At 53.2% G+C, this 18690-nt stretch carries 19 protein-coding genes and 1 tRNA gene; 7 read left to right on the top strand and 13 right to left on the bottom strand.

Annotated features, from left to right (window positions below; genetic code table 11):
• Positions 1-1422 carry a cell envelope integrity protein CreD gene (creD, locus tag J1836_RS07030; RefSeq protein WP_207250366.1) on the top strand — a complete coding sequence of 474 codons (1422 nt, stop codon included), beginning with the start codon at positions 1-3 and terminating at the stop codon, positions 1420-1422.
• On the opposite strand, the gene J1836_RS07025 is transcribed toward creD, so the two are convergent.
• Positions 1355-3139 (bottom strand): ABC transporter ATP-binding protein, encoded by a 1785-nt coding sequence (locus tag J1836_RS07025; protein WP_207250365.1) that lies wholly within the window; start codon positions 3137-3139, stop codon positions 1355-1357. The genes creD and J1836_RS07025 overlap by 68 nt on opposite strands.
• A gap of 84 nt (positions 3140-3223) precedes the next feature.
• On the bottom strand, positions 3224-4198 hold the full coding sequence (locus tag J1836_RS07020; RefSeq protein ID WP_242632759.1) for a c-type cytochrome: 975 nt from the start codon (positions 4196-4198) through the stop codon (positions 3224-3226).
• 214 nt (positions 4199-4412) lie between these two features.
• Between J1836_RS07020 and J1836_RS07015 the strand changes: the two genes are divergently transcribed.
• Positions 4413-4488, top strand: a tRNA-Arg gene (locus J1836_RS07015).
• 29 nt (positions 4489-4517) lie between these two features.
• On the opposite strand, the gene J1836_RS07010 is transcribed toward J1836_RS07015, so the two are convergent.
• From J1836_RS07010 to J1836_RS07000, 3 genes are all read right to left on the bottom strand, one after another.
• The gene (locus J1836_RS07010; RefSeq protein WP_207250364.1) at positions 4518-4805 is read right to left on the bottom strand and encodes a BrnA antitoxin family protein; all 288 of its coding nucleotides are present in this window, start codon (positions 4803-4805) and stop codon (positions 4518-4520) included.
• A complete protein-coding gene (locus J1836_RS07005; protein ID WP_207250363.1) occupies positions 4780-5058 on the bottom strand; it encodes a BrnT family toxin in 279 nt (92 codons plus the stop codon). Before J1836_RS07005 ends, J1836_RS07010 begins: the two co-directional genes overlap by 26 nt.
• Before the next feature lie 98 nt (positions 5059-5156).
• A complete protein-coding gene (locus J1836_RS07000; protein WP_207250362.1) occupies positions 5157-5783 on the bottom strand; it encodes a 2OG-Fe(II) oxygenase family protein in 627 nt (208 codons plus the stop codon).
• 194 nt (positions 5784-5977) lie between these two features.
• On the opposite strand from J1836_RS07000, the gene J1836_RS06995 reads away from it, so the two are divergent.
• The 4 genes from J1836_RS06995 to J1836_RS06980 are packed head-to-tail and all read left to right on the top strand — an operon-like array spanning position 5978 to position 10625.
• The gene (locus J1836_RS06995; protein WP_207250361.1) at positions 5978-7486 is read left to right on the top strand and encodes a YifB family Mg chelatase-like AAA ATPase; all 1509 of its coding nucleotides are present in this window, start codon (positions 5978-5980) and stop codon (positions 7484-7486) included.
• A 45-nt stretch (positions 7487-7531) separates the two neighbouring features.
• On the top strand, positions 7532-8680 hold the full coding sequence (locus tag J1836_RS06990; RefSeq protein ID WP_242632758.1) for a YbfB/YjiJ family MFS transporter: 1149 nt from the start codon (positions 7532-7534) through the stop codon (positions 8678-8680).
• 20 nt (positions 8681-8700) lie between these two features.
• Positions 8701-9591 (top strand): ABC transporter ATP-binding protein, encoded by an 891-nt coding sequence (locus J1836_RS06985; RefSeq protein ID WP_207250359.1) that lies wholly within the window; start codon positions 8701-8703, stop codon positions 9589-9591.
• Entirely contained in the window at positions 9588-10625 is a 1038-nt protein-coding gene (locus tag J1836_RS06980) for an ABC transporter permease (protein ID WP_207250358.1), read from the top strand. Before J1836_RS06985 ends, J1836_RS06980 begins: the two co-directional genes overlap by 4 nt.
• Here J1836_RS06980 and J1836_RS06975 read toward each other — a convergent pair.
• The 8 genes from J1836_RS06975 to J1836_RS06940 form a co-directional block, all read right to left on the bottom strand.
• Entirely contained in the window at positions 10622-11068 is a 447-nt protein-coding gene (locus J1836_RS06975; protein WP_207250357.1) for a hypothetical protein, read from the bottom strand. The genes J1836_RS06980 and J1836_RS06975 overlap by 4 nt on opposite strands.
• 197 nt (positions 11069-11265) lie before the next feature.
• Positions 11266-12384: an aspartate-semialdehyde dehydrogenase gene (asd, locus tag J1836_RS06970; RefSeq protein ID WP_207250356.1), complete on the bottom strand. Its 1119-nt coding sequence runs from the start codon at positions 12382-12384 to the stop codon at positions 11266-11268.
• 159 nt (positions 12385-12543) lie between these two features.
• On the bottom strand, positions 12544-13140 hold the full coding sequence (locus J1836_RS06965; RefSeq protein WP_207250355.1) for an RNA-guided endonuclease InsQ/TnpB family protein: 597 nt from the start codon (positions 13138-13140) through the stop codon (positions 12544-12546).
• Between the two features lie 154 nt (positions 13141-13294).
• Positions 13295-14671 carry an NAD(P)(+) transhydrogenase (Re/Si-specific) subunit beta gene (locus J1836_RS06960; RefSeq protein WP_207250354.1) on the bottom strand — a complete coding sequence of 459 codons (1377 nt, stop codon included), beginning with the start codon at positions 14669-14671 and terminating at the stop codon, positions 13295-13297.
• A gap of 2 nt (positions 14672-14673) precedes the next feature.
• Positions 14674-14961 carry an NAD(P) transhydrogenase subunit alpha part 2 gene (locus tag J1836_RS06955; protein WP_207250353.1) on the bottom strand — a complete coding sequence of 96 codons (288 nt, stop codon included), beginning with the start codon at positions 14959-14961 and terminating at the stop codon, positions 14674-14676.
• Positions 14962-14963: 2 nt separating this feature from the next.
• Positions 14964-16091, bottom strand: a complete 1128-nt coding sequence (locus J1836_RS06950) for a Re/Si-specific NAD(P)(+) transhydrogenase subunit alpha (protein ID WP_207250352.1) — start codon at positions 16089-16091, stop codon at positions 14964-14966.
• 145 nt (positions 16092-16236) lie between these two features.
• Positions 16237-16845: an OmpA family protein gene (locus J1836_RS21770; RefSeq protein ID WP_207250351.1), complete on the bottom strand. Its 609-nt coding sequence runs from the start codon at positions 16843-16845 to the stop codon at positions 16237-16239.
• A 185-nt stretch (positions 16846-17030) separates the two neighbouring features.
• Positions 17031-17372, bottom strand: coding sequence for a hypothetical protein (locus J1836_RS06940; protein WP_207250350.1), 342 nt, complete (start codon positions 17370-17372; stop codon positions 17031-17033).
• A 126-nt stretch (positions 17373-17498) separates the two neighbouring features.
• Between J1836_RS06940 and mazG the strand changes: the two genes are divergently transcribed.
• Positions 17499-18323 (top strand): nucleoside triphosphate pyrophosphohydrolase, encoded by an 825-nt coding sequence (mazG, locus tag J1836_RS06935; protein WP_207250349.1) that lies wholly within the window; start codon positions 17499-17501, stop codon positions 18321-18323.
• Positions 18324-18690: the final 367 nt, after the last annotated feature.

The raw sequence follows: 18690 nt of genomic DNA, 5'->3' as shown, positions 1-18690 counted from the left end.
ATGCCGAACCAGCGCTTTTACCTCAAGCTCGCCCTCATCGCCTTCCTGATCTTATTGTTGCTCATCCCGCAAGCCTTCATGCTCGGGCTGGTCGGCGAACGCACCAGTTGGCGGCAACAAGCCTACAGCAGCATCGAACAAAGCTGGCCGGGGATGCAAACCCTCGCAGGCCCCTTGCTTACCATCCCCTATCAACTCAGCTACAACGTCACCGAGCAGGTCAAAGACCCCAACGGCAAGGAACGCGAAGTCCTGCGCGAAGTCACCGAAACCGACGCGCTCTACCTGATCCCCAACCAACTCGACATTGCCAGCAAGCTGCAATCTTCCTTGCGCTACCGGGGCATTTACGACGTGCCGGTGTACAGCAGCGGCTTGCAAGTCAAAGGCAACTTCAACACCCACCCCCTGCTCGACCTGATCGCCGCCACCAAGGACAAAAAAATCCGCTGGGAAAAACCACAACTCTCCGTCATGGTACGCGACCAGCGCGGCATTGCCACTCCACCGACCCTGCAATGGAACGGTGCCAGCCTCGCTTTCAAACCGGGCAACAACCTTCCCGGTAGCGCCAGTGCGGGGATGCACGCCCTCCTCCCCGACATCGACACCACCCAAGCCAGCCAACTGGCGTTTGCTTTTGATCTAGAATTACGCGGAATGCGCTCGATGAATTTCGCCCTACTCGCCGAAAACAGCGCGGTACAACTCGCCGCCAACTGGCCGCACCCCAGCTTCAGCGGCGAATTACTCCCCGAAACCCGCGAAGTCAGCGCTACCGGCTTCAATGCCCACTGGAAAGCGTCCTCGTTTTCCTACAACGTCAGCGGCGCACTGGAGCAATGCCGCAAAGGCGAATGTGCGGGCTTGCTGGATCGCGCCGTCGGTTTCGAGCTAATCCAGCCGGTGGATGTGTATCAGCAATCCGAACGCAGCATTAAATACGCTGCACTGTTCATTGTGCTGACCTTTGTGGTGCTGATTTTGTTTGAATTGCTGAAAAAGCTGCGGGTACATCCGGTGCAATACACGCTGGTCGGCTTTGCGTTGCTGGTGTTCTACCTGCTGCTGATTTCGTTGTCGGAACACGTCGATTTTCTGAAAGCGTATACGGTGGCAGCACTCGCCAGCACCAGTTTGCTGACGCTGTACTTCGGAGCAATATTACACAGCCGTCAATTGGGGCTAATGCTGGGCGCAGGCTTGGCGGGGTTATACACGCTGCTGTATGTCATCTTGCAGGCAGAGGAAAACGCGCTACTGATGGGCAGTGTGCTGATCTTCGTGGTACTCGCGTTGCTGATGTTAGCCACGCGCCACTTCGACTGGTATGCACTGACCGCTGGCAGTCCCCCTAGCCGTATAGCTTCCGATACAGACCATCCTGTTCCAGCAATTCCTGATGACTCCCCTGTTCGCTGATGCCACCGTCCTCGAACACGAAAATGTGATCAGCTTGGCGCACCGCACTCAAGCGGTGTGCCACGATCAGGGTAGTACGCCCCGCCAAGAATTCGCTCATTGCCGCGTGTAGCTTTTGCTCCGTGGCGGTATCCAGCGCCGAGGTTGCTTCATCCAAAATCACCACACTGGGGTTGGATAAAATCATCCGCGCAATCGCCAAGCGTTGGCGTTGCCCACCGGATAAACGCATTCCAGCCCGCCCAACAATCGTTTCCAAACCCTGTGCTTGCTCACGGATGGTGTCGTCCAATTGCGCAATGCGTAACGCTTCCCACAATTGCACATCCGACGCTTCGCGCCCCAGCGTTAGGTTAGCGCGTACCGTATCGTTGAACAGCGCGGGTTGTTGCAACACCGTGGCGACGTGTTCGCGCACCACATCCAAGCCGATTTCTGTAACAGGCACGTCGTCGAAATAGAGCTGCCCTTGCTGCGGTTGGTAAAGCCCTAATAACACTTGCACGAAGGTGGATTTACCGCCACCGCTTGCCCCAACCAACGCAATCTTCTGCCCCGCTTTAATCGTCAGATTCACATTGCACAGCACGGGGGGCTTATCGCCGTAAGCAAACGTAATGTTTTCCGCCCACACGCTCACCGTGGTTTTGCCTGCAAACGGGTTGTGTGTGTGCGGATAGTGCGGCTCTGGCTGCATTGCCAGCAAGATATTGATACGCTGCAATGCCGCCCGCGCCCCGTACCAACCGTATTGAATCGCCAACACTTCCTGCACTGGCCCCATCATGAACCACAGGTAACTGAACACCGCGAACATTTCACCGATGCTCAAATCCGAAAACACCACCATCAACATACTGACGGCACGGAACAGATCGAATCCAGCAATAAATACGGTGAACGACAGCCGATTCGCCGCATCGCTGCGCCAAGAAAATTGCCCTGCGTGGCGTTTGACCGCTTGCGCGTGTTCGGTGACGCGTCCGAAAAAACTACTGGCACGATTGCTCGCACGGATTTGTTGAATCGTATCCAAGGTTTCCGTCAACGCTTGCTGAAATAATTCAAACGCGCTGTTTTCCTGTTTCTTCAAGTCCTTGACGTAACTGCCGAGCTTGGTGGTCAGCATAATCACCAAGGGATTCAGCAGCAAAATGAATAATGCCAATTGCCAGTGTAACCACAGCAATACCACCGTCACCCCGATCAAGGTAAGAATCGCCACGATGAATTTGCTGATGCTAATGCCGAGAAAACTGTCAATGGTTTCCACATCAACCACTAAGCGCGAACTGACCGTACCGCTGCCGAGGGTTTCGTATTCGGTCATTGTCACCGTTTCGATGTGACCCAGCAAACGGCGACGGATGCTATAGGTGAGTTCCTTGCTGATCAGGGTGAATTCGCGGTTTTGCCAAACACCCGCCACCAACCCCACGAGCCGCATGAAGACCGTTAACACGGTGATGAAGGCGATGTATAACACCGCGCCATGCCAAGCCGTGGGAAACACATCATTCATCCACGCGACTAACCAGCCCGGTTTATCGAGCAAAACTTCATCGACGAGTAGCGGAATCAAGAGCGGGATGGGTACGCTAATCAGTACCGCAAAAATAGCGACGAGGTTGGCAATCACCAGCTCCTTGCGATGCCGCAGCATTTGCTGAAACAATTCTTGCCATGTGTAAACGGATGGGGTGCTAGGTATTTTCATGCGAGCATCTTACCCGCTATCGAGTGTGTCGCAAAAAAGAAAGGCGCACTATGCGCCTTCCTTTACATCATTGAGCCAACTGTATTACTTGGATTTGCCAACGATATAGTCAACGGCGGCTTTCACTTCCGCTTCAGACAACGCAGAATTGCCGCCTTTTGCTGGCATGACATTTTTGCCGTTCAGCGCACTGTTGTACAACGCGTCATTGCCTGTTGCAATACGCGGTGCCCATACGGCCTTATCACCCAGTTTCGGTGAACCTGCAACACCCACGTCGTGGCAAGAGAAGCAAATGCCTTTGTAAACTTTTTCACCGTCAACCGCAGCGGTGGGTGCAGCAGCTTTTGCAGCATCGGCTACTGGAGCAGCAGCAGGGGCGGCTTTTGCAGCATCGGCTACTGGAGCAGCAGGGGCGGCTTTTGCAGCATCGGCTACTGGAGCAGCAGCAGGCGCAGCTTTCGCAGCATCGGCGGCTGGATCAGCAGCAGGCGCAGCTTTCGCAGCATCGGCGGCTGGAGCAGCAGCAGGCGCAGCTTTCGCAGCATCACCCGCTGGGGCAGCGCCACCTTTTGCTTGACTGGATAGGTCGTGACCGGCTTTGCCTGTCATGTACACAATCGCGTTAGTCAGCTCTTCGTCAGTGATAGTTGGATCACCGCCACGCGCAGGCATGGAACGAATACCGTTAGTCGCGTTCTTCATCAAGCCATCTAAGCCTTGTGCGATACGCGGTGCCCATGCGGCTTTATCATCAATTTTCGGTGCACCCAATACACCAGCCGCGTGGCAAGACGTACAAACAGCGGTATACACCGCTTCGCCAGAACGCGCTTCTTTGACGATAGATTTGTCAACAGCATTGACAGAACCAATCGGTTTCAAGTTGACCTCGGTCGCCGCTGCTCGCATCGTTGTGTCTTCAACACCTTTGATAGAGTTTTTCTCAATCGTGCTGAATAAATTCATAACCAACACTGCAACCGCAGTGCCGACTAGTGCAAGCCCGCCAATCAATACTGGCTTGGCCATGGGGTCTTTGTGTGTAGAGTGAGCCACTTTATCCTCCTGTAGATTGGGCGGTAGCTGCCCGACAATCTGTGAATCTAAGCATTAGAAAATCGTAAACCGACAGATTATATTCACAAATACTAATATTCGCTATGTGTCGCTTACGAAAAGTTGACTTGAATCATACTAAAAAACACGCTGCATGACACTAAAGCGACGATAGACTCAGGGGCAAGGGTTGGGTATGATGCGCTTTCACAATGCACCCGTAGCTCAGGGGATAGAGTATCGGCCTCCGAAGCCGAGGGTCGCTGGTTCGATTCCAGCCGGGTGCGCCAATAAATTCAGACACTTTTGATGCTGGTAATCATGCCGCTTTTCGATGGCCAGCAATATAGCCTTTCAGCGCTTCATCTAGCCTTGACTGCCAACCGTCGCCGCTTTCCCTGAAATACTCCACCACTTCAGAGGATAACCGGATAGTAATCCGCTCTTTAGTTGGTGCTTTTTGCTTACCACGTTTCTGGATGATGTGAGCCAGTGCTGGCAACACATCGCCAATGGGACGGAATCCCGCTATATCCGCCGCCGTCAGTTCGCGTACTTCGCCGCTGTCATCTGTCAGGTGTTCAACACGGGTGGTATTGTCGTTCATAATTGCGCCTCTCTGGTTTGTCTGCCTTCCTGAAACTGATTACTCGTATACCGTCTTCAATCGGGGTGAAACACACAACATGCAGGCTACCATTCAAGCAAGCCAGCATGATGTAACGCTGTTCGGGGTAATCGTGGCGGGTATCTTCCCTGATTAGCGCCGTATCCCAGTCAACATGCTCAACCAAATCAAACGGTAAATCCCTGTGTGCAATGTTCCAAGCGTTCTTTTTCGGGTCATAGTCAATCTTCATCTTACATCCTAATTGTATGCACAATATAACTATACAACAATATCCCTCTAATCACTGCATTCATTCAATTTTCTATTTTCAATAGACTTACCGTTTTCTCACTCCACATACAAATTCCGCCGCCGACAGAACGATACCAAGATGTAACGCGTACCCTTCGTGGTCGGGCGACCACCGTGCGGATGGGTAATGCAGGGGAACAACGTGCAATAGCCGTTCTTCGGATTGCCCAACACTTGCTGACGTGGAAACCACGTTCCACCCCCCTCAAAATCGGTATTCAAGCCCACAGTGAACGTATAATCGCCAAAATCTTGATGAATCGAGAGCAATTGCTGATCTTCCGCCCGATAACGTGCCATGAAACTCTCTTCCGCCATCGTTTCCAGCCAACGTTTGCCTTCTAAACGCCAGCGTTGCCGAGCCACAGGATGGCAGAATTCTTCCAACACTTTGTGATACATCGCATCCAGCCCCAAATCGCGCAGCAACACATCGGTGGTCGGGTAGAAATTATGGCGATCCGTTGACCATTTGCCTTGCTGATCCGCGCTCTGAATGATTTCCTCGCAAAACGCGTTGGTGAACAGCGGGAAGTGAAAAATATCGGCTGATAACTGCTCCACCACCAAATCAATTTCCTTGCTGCGCGTCCCCGCTGCAATGTATTTCTGTACCCACGCATCCCAATTATCTTCCCACGAAGCCAGTGTGATCCCGTCCATACGCCACCCGTTATTTGCATGATTAAATGCTGCTAATGGTAAGGGCAGTCTGCCAACAACCCTAGGCGCAACGCTCTCAACGGAGGCTTTCGGCGGACAACTGCAACCCCTTCGCCTTTTGTCGTGTTTGTTTGAGCGCATCGGACAAAAAACGCAGAATTAAGCCCTTCAAGCCCCACCATCAGAAAAATAATATGAGCCTAGCCATCGTTTACAGCCGTACCAACAACGGGTTGGATGCACCACTGGTCAGCGTCGAAGTGCATCTCGCCAATGGTCTTCCCGGTGTTTCCATCGTCGGTTTGCCCGAAACAGCGGTGAAAGAAAGCCGTGATCGCGTCAAAGCCGCCATGACCAATTCCGAATTCAACTTTCCGCTGCGGCGCGTCACCATCAACCTAGCACCTGCGGATATTCCCAAAGATGGCGGGCGCTTTGATTTGCCGATTGCGATTGGCATGTTGGCGGCGAGTGAGCAATTGCCCCACGACGTGTTGCAAGGCTACGAATTCATCGGTGAATTATCGTTAGGCGGGCAATTGCGCCCGGTGCGCGGCGTGTTACCCACCGCTTTCGCTGCGCTGCAAGCCGGACGTGCGCTGATCGTGCCGCAAGACAATGCCGCCGAAGCCAGCTTGATCAAAGGCTTAAAGGTCTTCGCCGCCAATACCCTCAGCGAAGTGGTCGAACACTTGCACGGCAGCGCCCCGCTGGTGCGTTGGGAACAAGCCGTCGAAACCGCTGAAACCACCTATCCGTTCGATCTCAGCGATGTCAAAGGGCAATTCATGGCACGCCGTGCGCTGGAAATTGCCGCTGCGGGCGGTCACAATTTGCTGATGGTGGGGCCGCCGGGAACAGGCAAAACCATGCTCGCCAATCGCCTTGCCACGATTTTGCCGCCACTCTCCGAAGACGAAGCGTTAGAATCTGCCGCCATTGCCTCGATCAGTCACCACGGTTTTGAAGCCAGCCGCTGGGGGCAACGCCAAGTACGCGAACCGCACCACACCTCGTCCGGCGTGGCATTGGTCGGCGGTGGCTCACAAGTCAAACCGGGGGAAATTTCCCTCGCACACCACGGCATTCTATTCCTCGACGAACTCACCGAATTCGACCGCACCGTACTGGATGTGCTGCGCGAACCGTTGGAAACCGGCAAGATCACCCTGTCCCGTGCCGCTCGCCAAGCCACCTACCCTGCCAAATTCCAACTCGTCGCGGCGATGAACCCTTGTCCGCAAGGACGTGCCTGCGATTTGCGTGACAATTGTGAATGCACGCCCGAACGCCAGCGCAAACACCGCAGCCGCATTTCCGCGCCGTTTCTCGACCGCATCGACCTGCAAATCGAAGTCCCACGCGTGCGGCAGGACGATTTGCAATCCCTCAAACACGGCGAAACCAGCGCGACCGTGCGCCAACGTGTCGAAGCTGCCCGCGCCCGTCAACACGCCCGCCAAGGCAAAATCAACAATGCGTTAAGTGGACGCGATGTCGAACACCATTGCATATTGGTGGAAAAAGACCAGAAATTGCTAAATGCGGCGATGGAACGGTTTAAATTATCCGCCCGCGCGTATCACCGCATTCTAAAAGTGGCGCGAACCATTGCCGATTTAGCCGAAAGCGCTGACATTCGCACCGCGCATTTAACCGAAGCCCTCAGTTATCGGGCATTGGATCGTTTAGCAGCGCTATAATCCCCGCTCGCCGATAACGACTAAGGTGCGGGTATGCTGCGTTCGATGGACACAAGAAAAGTATTGCTGGCAGGCATTTGCAGCCTGATTCTCACAGTAGGGCTGGCGCGGTTTGCCTACACGCCGCTACTGCCCGTGATGCGCTCAGAAACATGGCTCACCGAAGTCGCAGGCGGCTGGCTCGCCACCTTCAACTACATGGGCTACATGAGCGGTGCATTGCTCGCCGCCTCCATCAGCAGCTTGCACACCAAATACCAACTCTACCGCGCTGGCTTAATCATCGGTGTATTGAGCATTGCAGGCATGGCATTCACGCAAGACATGGTGGTGTGGTCGCTATTGCGTTACATCGCAGGCTTGAGCAGTGCGGCAGGTTTGCTGATCGGTTCGGGCTTAATGCTGAACTGGTTAATGCGTAACGGGCATCGCCCAGAGCTAGGCATTCACTTCGGTGGCTTAGGCGGTGGCATTCTGGTATCGGGCTTAGTCGCAGTCGCCATGACAGCCGTGGCGCTCGATTGGGCGCAACAATGGCTAACCTTGAGTGCATTGGCGGCGTTATTGTTCATTCCCGCGTGGTTATGGTTGCCTGAACCCGCAGCAACCACTAACCAGCAAACCACCTCACATGCACCCCCTTCGCGCCAATGGTTAACCTTGATGATTGCCATGTACTTCTGCGCTGGCGTTGGCTTTGTGGTCAGTGCCACCTTCACCGTGGCAATGGTGGAAAAGATTCCGGCATTGGCGGGTTGGGGCAGTTGGGTGTGGGTATTGGTCGGTATCGCCGCAACACCCGCGTGTTTCGTATGGGATCGGGTGTCGCGGCGCATCGGCGATATGCCAGCCTTGCAACTCGCGTTTGCGGGGCAAATCGTCGCGATTGTATTGCCTGCCCTCTCCAGCAATGCAGCGGCGGCGGTGTTCAGCTCGGCATTGTATGGCGCAACCTTTATCGGTATTGTCAGCCTCACCCTGACGATCATCGGGCGGCATTACCCCGCTAACCCTGCCAAAGCAATGGCACGCTTGACCTTGAGTTACGGCGTGGCGCAAATCATCGCCCCCGCCGCCACGGGTTATATCGCAGAAGCCACCGGCAGTTACCAAGGCGGCTTGTTGATGGCAGCAGTAGTCATGGTGGTGGGAATGGGTTTGCTGTGGAAATTACAGCATACTGCCACTCATTAATCCCCAAGGAACAGGCAATCATGGCACAACCTATTCTCGACGTGCGCAACTTGCACAAACACTACCCCGGCGTGAATGCCGTCAATGGCATCGACTTTACCGTGCCACAAGGCATTTGCTTTGGGCTGCTAGGGCCTAATGGCGCGGGCAAGACCACCACCATCGAAATGCTCGAAGGCATTACCAAGCCTACTTCTGGCGAAATTCGCTACAAAGGCGAGCTGCAAGGCGCACGTTTCCGCCAAGAAGCAGGCATCCAATTCCAATCCACCGCCCTGCAAGATTTCCTCACGGTACGCGAAAACCTGAAGTTTTTCAGCAGCCTTTACCCCAAAGGCTTGCCGCTGGAAGAGCTGATTGAGATTTGCCGCTTGCAGGAATACCTCGACCGCGATGCCAGCAAACTCTCCGGCGGGCAACGCCAACGCATGTTGCTCGCCCTCGCCTTGGTGAATGACCCCGACGTGGTATTCCTCGACGAACCCACCACTGGACTCGACCCGCAAGCCCGCCTGAATTTCTGGGAACTGGTCAACAGCATCAAAGCCCGCCACAAAACCGTGTTGCTTACCACGCATTACATGGAAGAGGCATACAACCTCTGCGACGAAATCGCCATTATGGATCACGGCAAAATCATCGCCCACGGCTCGCCCGACGCACTGCTTGCCACGCATTTCCAAGACGTGATCATTGAATTGCCGGAACGCGATTTCCCAGATGCTGCCAAAACCATCCCGCACCGTTATCTGGATAAAGTCACCGGTACAATCGAAATCATTACCCCCGACGTGAACGGCACACTGGCGCAACTCATCCAACACGGCGCATCACTGGCGGGTTTGCAAGTCCGCCCTCGCACCCTCGAAGACTTGTTTATCGAACTCACCGGCAAGGAGTTACGCGCATGATGCAACGTATCTGGGCTACGTTTTACGCCCGCTGTTTAGAATATGTGCGTGACCGTTCCGCCCTCGGTTGGAATTTCATCCTGCCCGTGGCGTTGGTGTTTGGGTTAGCTTTCGTGTTTTCGGGCGAAGGCAAACCGCTGTTCAAAGTGGGCGTAATCGCCGATAACGTCAGTGCCACCGTTGCGCCAAACGCCGCCTTACACCCCTTCCTGCAAACCCAACACATCGACTTTTACAGCGTGCCAGCCACAACCGTCGAAGCCAGCGTGCGCAAAGTCGGGCGGCATCAAACCGACATGCTGCTGGATTTGCGAGCAGGGCAACAGCATTACTGGATCAATAGCGATTCACAAAACGGCTATGTGCTGGAAAAACTGTTGCAAGGCAGCGGCGGCACAACCTTGGCAAAACAAAGCGTACAAGGTGAAGAAATCCGCTACGTCGATTGGGTCGTCCCTGGCATTTTGGGGATGAACGTGATGTTTAGCTGCTTGTTCGGGGTGGGGTTTGTGATCGTGCGTTACCGCAAAAGTGGCTATTTGAAACGCTTGAATGCCACCCCGTTGAGCGCCACCGAGTTCTTGCTGGCGCAAGTCTTATCGCGCTTATCGCTGATTACACTTGCGACCACGATTGTGTTTACTGGCACGAATTTATTCATGCACTTCACGGTGGAAGGCAGTTATTGGCATTTGTTGCTGGTGTTGATGGTGGGCGCGTTCACCCTGATTACCTTGAGCTTGTTAGTCGCGGCACGCGTGAGCAGTGAGGAATTGGCGGGTGGTTTGCTCAACCTGTTGACGTGGCCGATGATGGTATTGTCAGGCGTGTGGTTTTCGATGGAAGGCACGAATCCTGTGATGCAATGGGTGAGTCAGTTGTCACCGCTGACGCACATGCTAACGGCAGCACGCGCGATTATGTTGGATGGGGCAAACCTTGCCGACATTAGCGGGCATTTAGGGGTGCTGGTGCTGATGTCGGCAGTGTTTTTGGTGATTGGCGCACTGTCGTTTAAGTGGACAAGCGATTAAGCAGCGAGAGCTGTTCGCGGAATATGCCCACACTCCAGCAGTGTTGGGTATAAATGCACGGTTTCGTCGTCAATGCGGCGAATCACCAAGCCGAAAATCTCGCGGGTATCGCGCACAAACGCGTCATGGTCGCGGATGCGCAGTTCCTTGCCCTTGCACCAGCGTTTCAAGTATTGCCCAAACACACGCTTGATTTCGCCCGAACCGGACAGGAATTTGCGTCCGGTATTGCGCACATCGTTATCATCATCCATGAGTAGCAATTGATACAGCTCGCGCTCTTCGGTTTCCAAATGGTCTTTCACCATGCTGACGTAGCGGAAAAACAGTTCGCACGACACTTCAGTGTCGCACATCGAGCGTTCGTTAATCAGGTAACTCAACACATTCGAGAGTTCGGTAATTTTGTGGTTTTGTTCGTGTAATTCCATGTATGAAATCATGGGGGTGTCCTCCTGTGATAGCGGCGTTCTAGCGTTTAGTATGCTTTTGAATTCTAGGGGATATTATTACCCAATTACTTGATATTTCGCATGGAGCAACCGATTGATGGCACAGGGTTTGCACTAGGTTGCGGAACAAGCGAACACTAGGGGAAGCTGGCTCCTAACCTAACCTCCCCTAGTCAGCACAGTCTAGCTTAGTTTAAATGCGCCAATGTAATTTTCAACATACGACGCACAGGTTCTGCCGCACCCCACAGCAATTGGTCACCGACCGTGAACGCAGTGAGGTATTCTGGGCCCAGATTCATCTTACGAATCCGTCCGACGGGGACGGTTAACGTGCCAGACGCTTGGACAGGGGTCAGACCGCGCAAGGTGGATTCTTTGTCATTCGGAATGACTTTGACCCACTCGTTGTGGCTAGCAATGATGCTTTCGATTTCCGCCAGCGGCAAATCTTGCTTGAGCTTGATGGTGAAGCCTTGCGAATGGCAACGCATTGCGCCGATCCGCACGCACTGCCCATCCACGGGGATGAGGTTCGCAGCGGTTTTGCCGAGGATTTTGTTGGTTTCGGCAATGCCTTTCCACTCTTCCTTGGTTTGACCGTTTTCCCACAACTTGTCGATCCACGGGATCAGGCTACCCGCCAGTGGTGCGCCGAAGTTCGCGGTGGAGAGTGTGCCATCGTTGAGTTTCGCGGTAACTTTAGTGTCAATGTCGAGAATTGCAGAAGCGGGGTCTGCCAGCAAATCACCGACTTCACCGTTGAGTTCGCCCATTTGAGTCAGCAGTTCGCGCATGTTTTTCGCGCCTGCACCGGAAGCGGCTTGGTAAGTCATGGATGTAATCCATTCGACCAAGCCCTTTTCAAACAAACCGCCCAAGGCCATCAGCATCAGAGAAACGGTGCAGTTGCCGCCGATGTAGTTTTTAATGCCGCTTTGCAAGCCTGCGTCGATGACGTTGCGGTTTACGGGGTCGAGCACGATGATCGCGTCGTCTGCCATGCGCAGGGTGGAGGCTGCGTCAATCCAGTAGCCGTTCCAGCGAGCGCGAAGTGGTGCGTACACTGCGTTGGTGTAATCGCCGCCTTGGCACGAGAGGATAATGTCCATTTCCGCCAGCTTGTCGATATTCATGGCATCTTCGAGCGGCTTTGCACCCATGCCTACGTCAGGGCCGGGCTTGCCGGACTGCGAGGTGGTGAAAAACACTGGCTCAAAGCCTTGGAAGTCGTTTTCAGCACGCATCCGCTCCATCAGAACTGATCCGACCATGCCGCGCCAACCGACAAAACCTACCTTTAACATCACAAACTCCGTCTAAACCCGCTAATTAAGGCGTGAGATTGTAGCACTGTCGTGGGTGGAGACAAACACTGATGCAAATTGTAAGTCAGACTTACAATCTCCTAACCAAGGTCATGTTGACATCCTCCCCTCCCTAAAGGAAGGGGATTCCTACTGCATTCAGCTAAATAGCTGACTTACTTCGGCGAGTTCCTGCTTCATCGAGCGGCTTAATACCGCATCTCCACAGGCTAACAAGCGGTGTCCCCGCTCTTTAACATTGATCGCGCCGACATGATCGGCGTGATTTTCATAGTGACACTTCACGCACACAAATCGCGCTTGTGTTTGGCGGTTATCCGCTGATGTGTGGTGACATTTGGGGCATTCTTGGCTGGTGTAATGCGGTGGAACGGCGAATAACATACCGCCATTCCATGCCAGTTTGTAGTCGAGTTGCCGCCGGAATTCACCCCAGCCTTGGTCGAGAATCGCTTTGTTTAAGCCAGACTTTGCCGCCACGTTCTTGCCGGGATTTTCTCCTGCACCTGCCGCTGATCGGCACATATTGCTTACCTGCAAATCTTCGACGAATACGAGCGCGTGGTTTTGGCTGATCGTGGTCGTTGCTTTGTGCAGGAAATCGCGGCGGGCATTGGCGATTTGGGTGTGGGGTTTTTTAACCTTGGCTTTCGCCTTTTTCCAGTTGTTGCTGAACTTCTGTTTGTGCGCCATACGCCGTTGATACTTGGCGAGTTTCGCTTGTTGGGTTTGCAACTCACCCAACACCTCGCGGCTGTTGCGGTAGCGAATCCAACCCAGTTTGGGCAGGAAAATACGGCTAAGAGAGGGGCGGCAATGCCGCCCTCGCTCTGCATCCTCGCCCTGAAGGACGAGGTTTTACGCGAAAGAAGGATAAAGGGGCTCTCCCTCAGAGTTCTTTCATATTCGCAATCAATTCACTCGCCACTACTTGCCCATCGCCATACAGCATCCGGCAGTTGTCAGCGAAGAACAGGTGGTTCTCGATCCCAGAGAAACCCGCACCTTGACCACGTTTCACCACGATTACGTTCTTAGCGTAATCTGCATTCAAAATCGGCATTCCATAAATCGGGCTGTTCGGGTCAGTCCGCGCAATCGGATTCACCACGTCGTTCGCACCAATGACCAGTGCTACATCCGCCGTTTTGAACTCTTCGTTGATCTCGTCCAGATCGTAGATGATGTCATACGGCACGCCAGCTTCCGCCAACAACACGTTCATGTGTCCCGGCATCCGTCCTGCCACAGGGTGAATCGCAAATTTCACAGTCACGCCGCGCTCTTGCAATTGCTTGGTCATTTCCCAGATCTTGTGCTGCGCTTGCGCCACCGCCATGCCGTAACCGGGGATAATAATGACCTTTTCCGCGAACGCCATCATGATGGCAGCGTCAGGAGATTCAATCGCCTTCATCGAACCTGTCACTTCTTGCGCTTCACCCGTGGTTTCGCCGAAATTGCTAAACAGCACGTTGGTAATTGGGCGGTTCATCGCTTTTGCCATCAATTGCGTCAGCAACGTACCCGCAGAACCCACCACAATGCCCGCAATCATCATTGCAGGGTTGTCCAGCACATAACCTTCAAAACCAACCGCAAGCCCAGTGAAGGCGTTGTAGAGCGAAATCACCACCGGCATATCCGCGCCACCAATCGGCAAGGTCATCATCACGCCAAACGCCAACGCCAGCGCGAAGAACAAGAACAGCGTAAACATGCCGTAATCCATGCCGCTGGTTGCAATGCCCAGCCCCATCCACGCCACCACGATAAACAAACCGGCGTTAATGCGTTGCTGATTGTGGAAACGGAACGCACCGCGCAATTGCTTGATACCTTGCAACTTGCCAAACGCAATCAACGAACCAGAGAACGCCACCGCCCCAATCAACGCGCCAAATACCGCTAGCAATTGCACCGTGCCATCCATCGGCTCGTGCTTGATCAATTCGACTGCTGCAATCGCTGCCGCTGCACCGCCGCCCATGCCGTTGTAGAGCGCAATCATTTGCGGCATGTCAGTCATCGCGACTTCTTTGCCGGTTTTCCACGCAATGCCACCGCCGACCGCGATACCGATAATAATCAGCAAATAGTTGCTGTTAACGTGTGGGTGGACAAAGGTGATGAGCGTTGCCAGCACCATGCCGATGCCCGCCCACACGATCCCGCGCCGCGCAGTGACAGGCGAAGCCATTTGCTTCAAACCGAGAATGAACAGCACAGCGGCTGCCAGATAAAAGATTTCAACAAACAGGTTCATGATTATTTGCCCCCTTTGCTGCTTTTAAACATTTCCAGCATCCGCTCAGTCACAACGTAACCGCCGACCGCGTTACCCGCTGCCAGCACCACCGCGATGAAACCGACCAGTTGTTCCATAAAGCCTTCCGCCTGACCTAACACGACCATTGCACCGACCAAAACGATACCGTGAACGAAGTTTGAACCTGACATTAGCGGGGTGTGCAGAATCACTGGCACTTTGGAAATCACTTCATAGCCGACGAATCCGGCGAGGATGAAGATGTAAATTGCAATAAAACCGTCCATTGTTATGCTCCTTCAACCAGTTGGCGAATGGCTGCGTTCATGATCTTGCCCTCGTGCGTGAGTAACGCGCCTGCAATCACTTCGTCACTGAAATCGGGGGCATAAGTGCCGCCTTTCAACATCGGGGTGAGGAAATTGAGCAGGTTTTTGGCGTACATTTCGGAGGCGTGTACTGGCACTTGGCTGGGTACATTGAGTGGCGCGTGAATGGTCACACCGTTATGCACGATGGTTTTGCCCGGTTGCGTCAGGGTGCAGTTACCGCCGCCTTCCGCTGCCAAGTCGATAATCACCGCGCCGGATTTCATGCCGTCAACCGTGGATTCGGGAATGATTTTCGGGGAGGGGCGACCCGGTACAGCCGCAGTGGTAATCAACACGTCAGCGGTAGCAATGTGTTTTGCCAAGGCTTCTTGCTGTTGCTGTTTTTCTTCTGCCGTGAGTTCGCGAGCATAGCCCCCCGTCCCTTCTGCGGTAATGCCTAGTTCGATGAATTTTGCGCCGAGTGATTGCACTTGTTCCTTGGTGGCAGAACGCACGTCATACGCTTCAACCACCGCTCCTAAACGGCGTGCAGTAGCAATCGCTTGCAAACCCGCCACGCCCACGCCAATGATAATGACTTTGGAGGGGCGAATTGTGCCTGCCGCTGTGGTCAGCATGGGGAAAAAGCGTGGTGCAAGGTCAGCACCCATGATCGCAGCTTTGTAACCAGCGATAGCGGCTTGCGAAGACAGCACGTCCATTGACTGCGCCCGCGAAATCCGTGGGATGAGTTCCATCGCAAAGCTGGTGATGTTTTTGGCATTGAGTGCCGCAATCCGTTCCGGGGATTGGTAAGGTTGCAACATGCCGATTAGCACGCTGCCCTCTTTTAATTGGGCAATTTCAGCGGCGGAAGGTGGTTGCACTTTCAACACGATGTCGGCTTGCTGATAAAGATCGCGGGTCGATGACACAATGGTTGCGCCAGTAAAGGCAGCATCTGGAATGTGCGCCGCATCGCCTGCGCCCGTTTCAACGAGGACTTCAGCGCCTAATTTACTGAGTTTGGCAATGACGCTGGATTCGATGGCAACCCGGCGCTCGCCCTCGGCGGTTTCCTTGGGTACAGCCACTTTGATTGACATAACTATCTGTCTCCACGACCAAAATAAAGGCTGCAATCTTAGCTGAATATTAGCAGTGAATGAAATACTCCATATGTGGATAGAAACCCCCAAAAAAAAGCCGGGCGAACCCAGCTTTTTTCTAGCATCCTTGCTGCGGCATGGCTTAGCGAGCGCTGCGTGAACCGTGCGCTACTACTTCAGTACGACGGTTAGTCGCACGACCTGCTTTGCTACCATTGTCAGCGATGGGTTGAGCTTCGCCTTTACCGGCTGCTTTAATAGCGGCGGCTGGAACACCTTTGCTGACCAGATAGTCGGCAACGGCTGCTGCACGCTTTTCAGACAACGTTTGGTTGTAAGCATCAGAACCGATGCTATCCGTGTGACCAACAACGTTAATGCCCGTGACTTTTGCACCGGCTAAGCCTGCTAAGAACTGATCCAGATTGGCTTTGCCTGCTGGTTTCAGAACGGCTTTGTCGAAGTCAAAGTTAGCGTCAGAATTCAGGGTCATTTGCTGAATCGGCTTAGGCGCTGGCGCTGGTTTTGGCGGTGGAGGTGCTGGTGCGGGAGCAGGTGCTGGTTCAGGCGCTGCTTCACAGCCTTCTGGCATACTGCCGAATTGTGCTTTTACACACTCGTCAGCACTGTTTTTAACGGCTTTGCCTTCACTGTTTTGGACGTACTTGCCATCTTCTGCATACGTAGCGGTAGTCATCAGTGCTGCCATCAGAGCCGTTACACCAATGCTTGTCATTTTCTTTAGAGTCATGAGTGATCTCCTTATAGTGTCTTAAAAATACAACAACGGCTACGATTATAGGTTATTTTCGTGTTAAGTGCCTATCTCTAAGAAGAATTTTTCTTTTGCTGAAAAAATGAAAGCCCTCCTACCAACGGCAGAAGGGCTTGCTTAACCCACAACAATCCAGCAAGTGGCTGGCTAGTTGGTTGGGTTTATTTTTTGTAACGTTGCATTGCGTTACGTGAAGCTGGATCCATATTCACTGCGCCTTTGTAGTTACCTTTTGCTTTCACTTTAGGTACGACGGGAGCACGCGGTGCTACGCGTGGCGCGGCACGCGGTGTTGGCGCTGGTTTGGCTTCTGGTTTTGCTTCTGGTGCTGCTTCACAGCCTTCTGGCTCGAAGCCGTATACAGCTTTGACACATTCGCCAAAGCTATTTTTGACAGCAACGCCATCGCCATTTTTGACGATTTTCATGTCTTCGGCGTGAACACCCGCAGCGGTGATCATCAGAGCGGCAAAGGTAATGCCTGCGATTTGTTTCAGAGTCATAGTGATCTCCTTCAAGTCTAGGTTTTGAGATTGAAAATTCAATTTTGCTTTATGTTTGAGCGTAGCATTCATACCACAAGTGTGTATATTGCACGACGAACGCACAATACGCCACAGGGAAATGCTATGCAAGGCAAAAACGGATCAAGTCACCTACCGATAACGGAATTGCTTAATATTATGATGCGCTTGCGTGATCCAGCGCACGGTTGTTCATGGGATATTCAGCAGACTTGGCAAACGATTTTGCCCTACACCTTGGAAGAGGTGTACGAAGTGGCTGACGCAGTAGACAAGCACGATGCGGCGGCACTGTGTGACGAGCTGGGCGACTTACTGTTCCAGATTGTTTTCATGGCACAAATTGCCAGTGAGCAAGGTTTATTCGACTTTGATACGGTCGCAGCAGGTATTTCCCGCAAAATGATCCGACGGCATCCGCACGTTTTCGGTGATACCGTCTATACCGATGAGCGTGCGCAAAAACAGGCGTGGGATGCGATTAAGCAGACTGAGCGCGGCACTAAATCCACCGAAATCGGCTTCTTTGCCGGAATTCCGGTAGCAATGCCAGCCCTACGGCGCAGCCAAAAACTGCAACGCCGTGCAGCTGGGGTCGGGTTTGATTGGGAACATTGGCAGCAAGTGCTTCCCAAAATTCAGGAAGAGTTGGACGAAGTGGTGGAGGCGGTTGCGAAAGGCGAATCCCACAGTCGGATTGAGGAAGAAGTGGGTGATGTGTTGATGAGCGTCACCAATTTAGCGCGTTTGCTGGGCGTGAATGCCGAAAATGCCTTACGTTTATCGAATAAAAAGTTTGAACGGCGTTTCCAGCGCGTCGAGGCAATGTTGACAGCCGTGGGGATTACTTTAGAGGAAGCGACAATGGCGCAGATGGATGCGGCGTGGAATAGCGCCAAGCAAGAAGAGAAAACGACGGACGGTAGCTAAAAGCGCCTAAAAAACGAAACCCCCGACGAGCGGGGGCAGTCAACACGGGCAAATGTTATTATTATTAGCTTATTATTATTGTTGTTCAAAACACCGAACTTCTAATAAATACCCCCCGCCTTATCGGTAGAGGGTTAGAGAAGTCGAAACATGGCAGGCGCTTTATTGTTATTCATGTTTATGCCTGCTCACTGTCTCTTGGGGCTTGCTGGTAAATGCTTTCCTTAACCCTTTCTTATTATTGTTGTCGTCCCTTTCCAGACCTTCTAGTCTTTGCCGTCTCAGTCTGTGTAAGTGATATTGCAACGTGCGTGCCAACCCACGTTTAAAAACGCAAGTCATTCATTTTACTGATTATAAGGTGGAT

The organism is Thiothrix fructosivorans, assembly GCF_017349355.1.
GTDB lineage: Bacteria > Pseudomonadota > Gammaproteobacteria > Thiotrichales > Thiotrichaceae > Thiothrix > Thiothrix fructosivorans.
The sequence above is the reverse complement of the archived record's forward strand: the minus strand, read 5'-3'. Positions and strand labels throughout refer to the sequence as shown.

What these genes read in the sequence shown, in the direction of transcription:
- J1836_RS07005 (WP_207250363.1), bottom strand. Translation starts at nt 5,058, where the DNA reads ATGAAGATTGACTATGACCCGAAAAAGAACGCTTGGAACATTGCACAC.
- J1836_RS06955 (WP_207250353.1), bottom strand. Translation starts at nt 14,961, where the DNA reads ATGGACGGTTTTATTGCAATTTACATCTTCATCCTCGCCGGATTCGTC.
- J1836_RS06950 (WP_207250352.1), bottom strand. Translation starts at nt 16,091, where the DNA reads ATGTCAATCAAAGTGGCTGTACCCAAGGAAACCGCCGAGGGCGAGCGC.
- J1836_RS06980 (WP_207250358.1), top strand. Translation starts at nt 9,588, where the DNA reads ATGATGCAACGTATCTGGGCTACGTTTTACGCCCGCTGTTTAGAATAT.
- asd (WP_207250356.1), bottom strand. Translation starts at nt 12,384, where the DNA reads ATGTTAAAGGTAGGTTTTGTCGGTTGGCGCGGCATGGTCGGATCAGTT.
- J1836_RS06995 (WP_207250361.1), top strand. Translation starts at nt 5,978, where the DNA reads ATGAGCCTAGCCATCGTTTACAGCCGTACCAACAACGGGTTGGATGCA.
- creD (WP_207250366.1), top strand. Translation starts at nt 1, where the DNA reads ATGCCGAACCAGCGCTTTTACCTCAAGCTCGCCCTCATCGCCTTCCTG.
- J1836_RS06985 (WP_207250359.1), top strand. Translation starts at nt 8,701, where the DNA reads ATGGCACAACCTATTCTCGACGTGCGCAACTTGCACAAACACTACCCC.
- J1836_RS06975 (WP_207250357.1), bottom strand. Translation starts at nt 11,068, where the DNA reads ATGATTTCATACATGGAATTACACGAACAAAACCACAAAATTACCGAA.
- J1836_RS07025 (WP_207250365.1), bottom strand. Translation starts at nt 3,139, where the DNA reads ATGAAAATACCTAGCACCCCATCCGTTTACACATGGCAAGAATTGTTT.
- J1836_RS21770 (WP_207250351.1), bottom strand. Translation starts at nt 16,845, where the DNA reads ATGACTCTAAAGAAAATGACAAGCATTGGTGTAACGGCTCTGATGGCA.
- mazG (WP_207250349.1), top strand. Translation starts at nt 17,499, where the DNA reads ATGCAAGGCAAAAACGGATCAAGTCACCTACCGATAACGGAATTGCTT.
- J1836_RS07000 (WP_207250362.1), bottom strand. Translation starts at nt 5,783, where the DNA reads ATGGACGGGATCACACTGGCTTCGTGGGAAGATAATTGGGATGCGTGG.
- J1836_RS07010 (WP_207250364.1), bottom strand. Translation starts at nt 4,805, where the DNA reads ATGAACGACAATACCACCCGTGTTGAACACCTGACAGATGACAGCGGC.
- J1836_RS06990 (WP_242632758.1), top strand. Translation starts at nt 7,532, where the DNA reads ATGGACACAAGAAAAGTATTGCTGGCAGGCATTTGCAGCCTGATTCTC.
- J1836_RS06940 (WP_207250350.1), bottom strand. Translation starts at nt 17,372, where the DNA reads ATGACTCTGAAACAAATCGCAGGCATTACCTTTGCCGCTCTGATGATC.
- J1836_RS06960 (WP_207250354.1), bottom strand. Translation starts at nt 14,671, where the DNA reads ATGAACCTGTTTGTTGAAATCTTTTATCTGGCAGCCGCTGTGCTGTTC.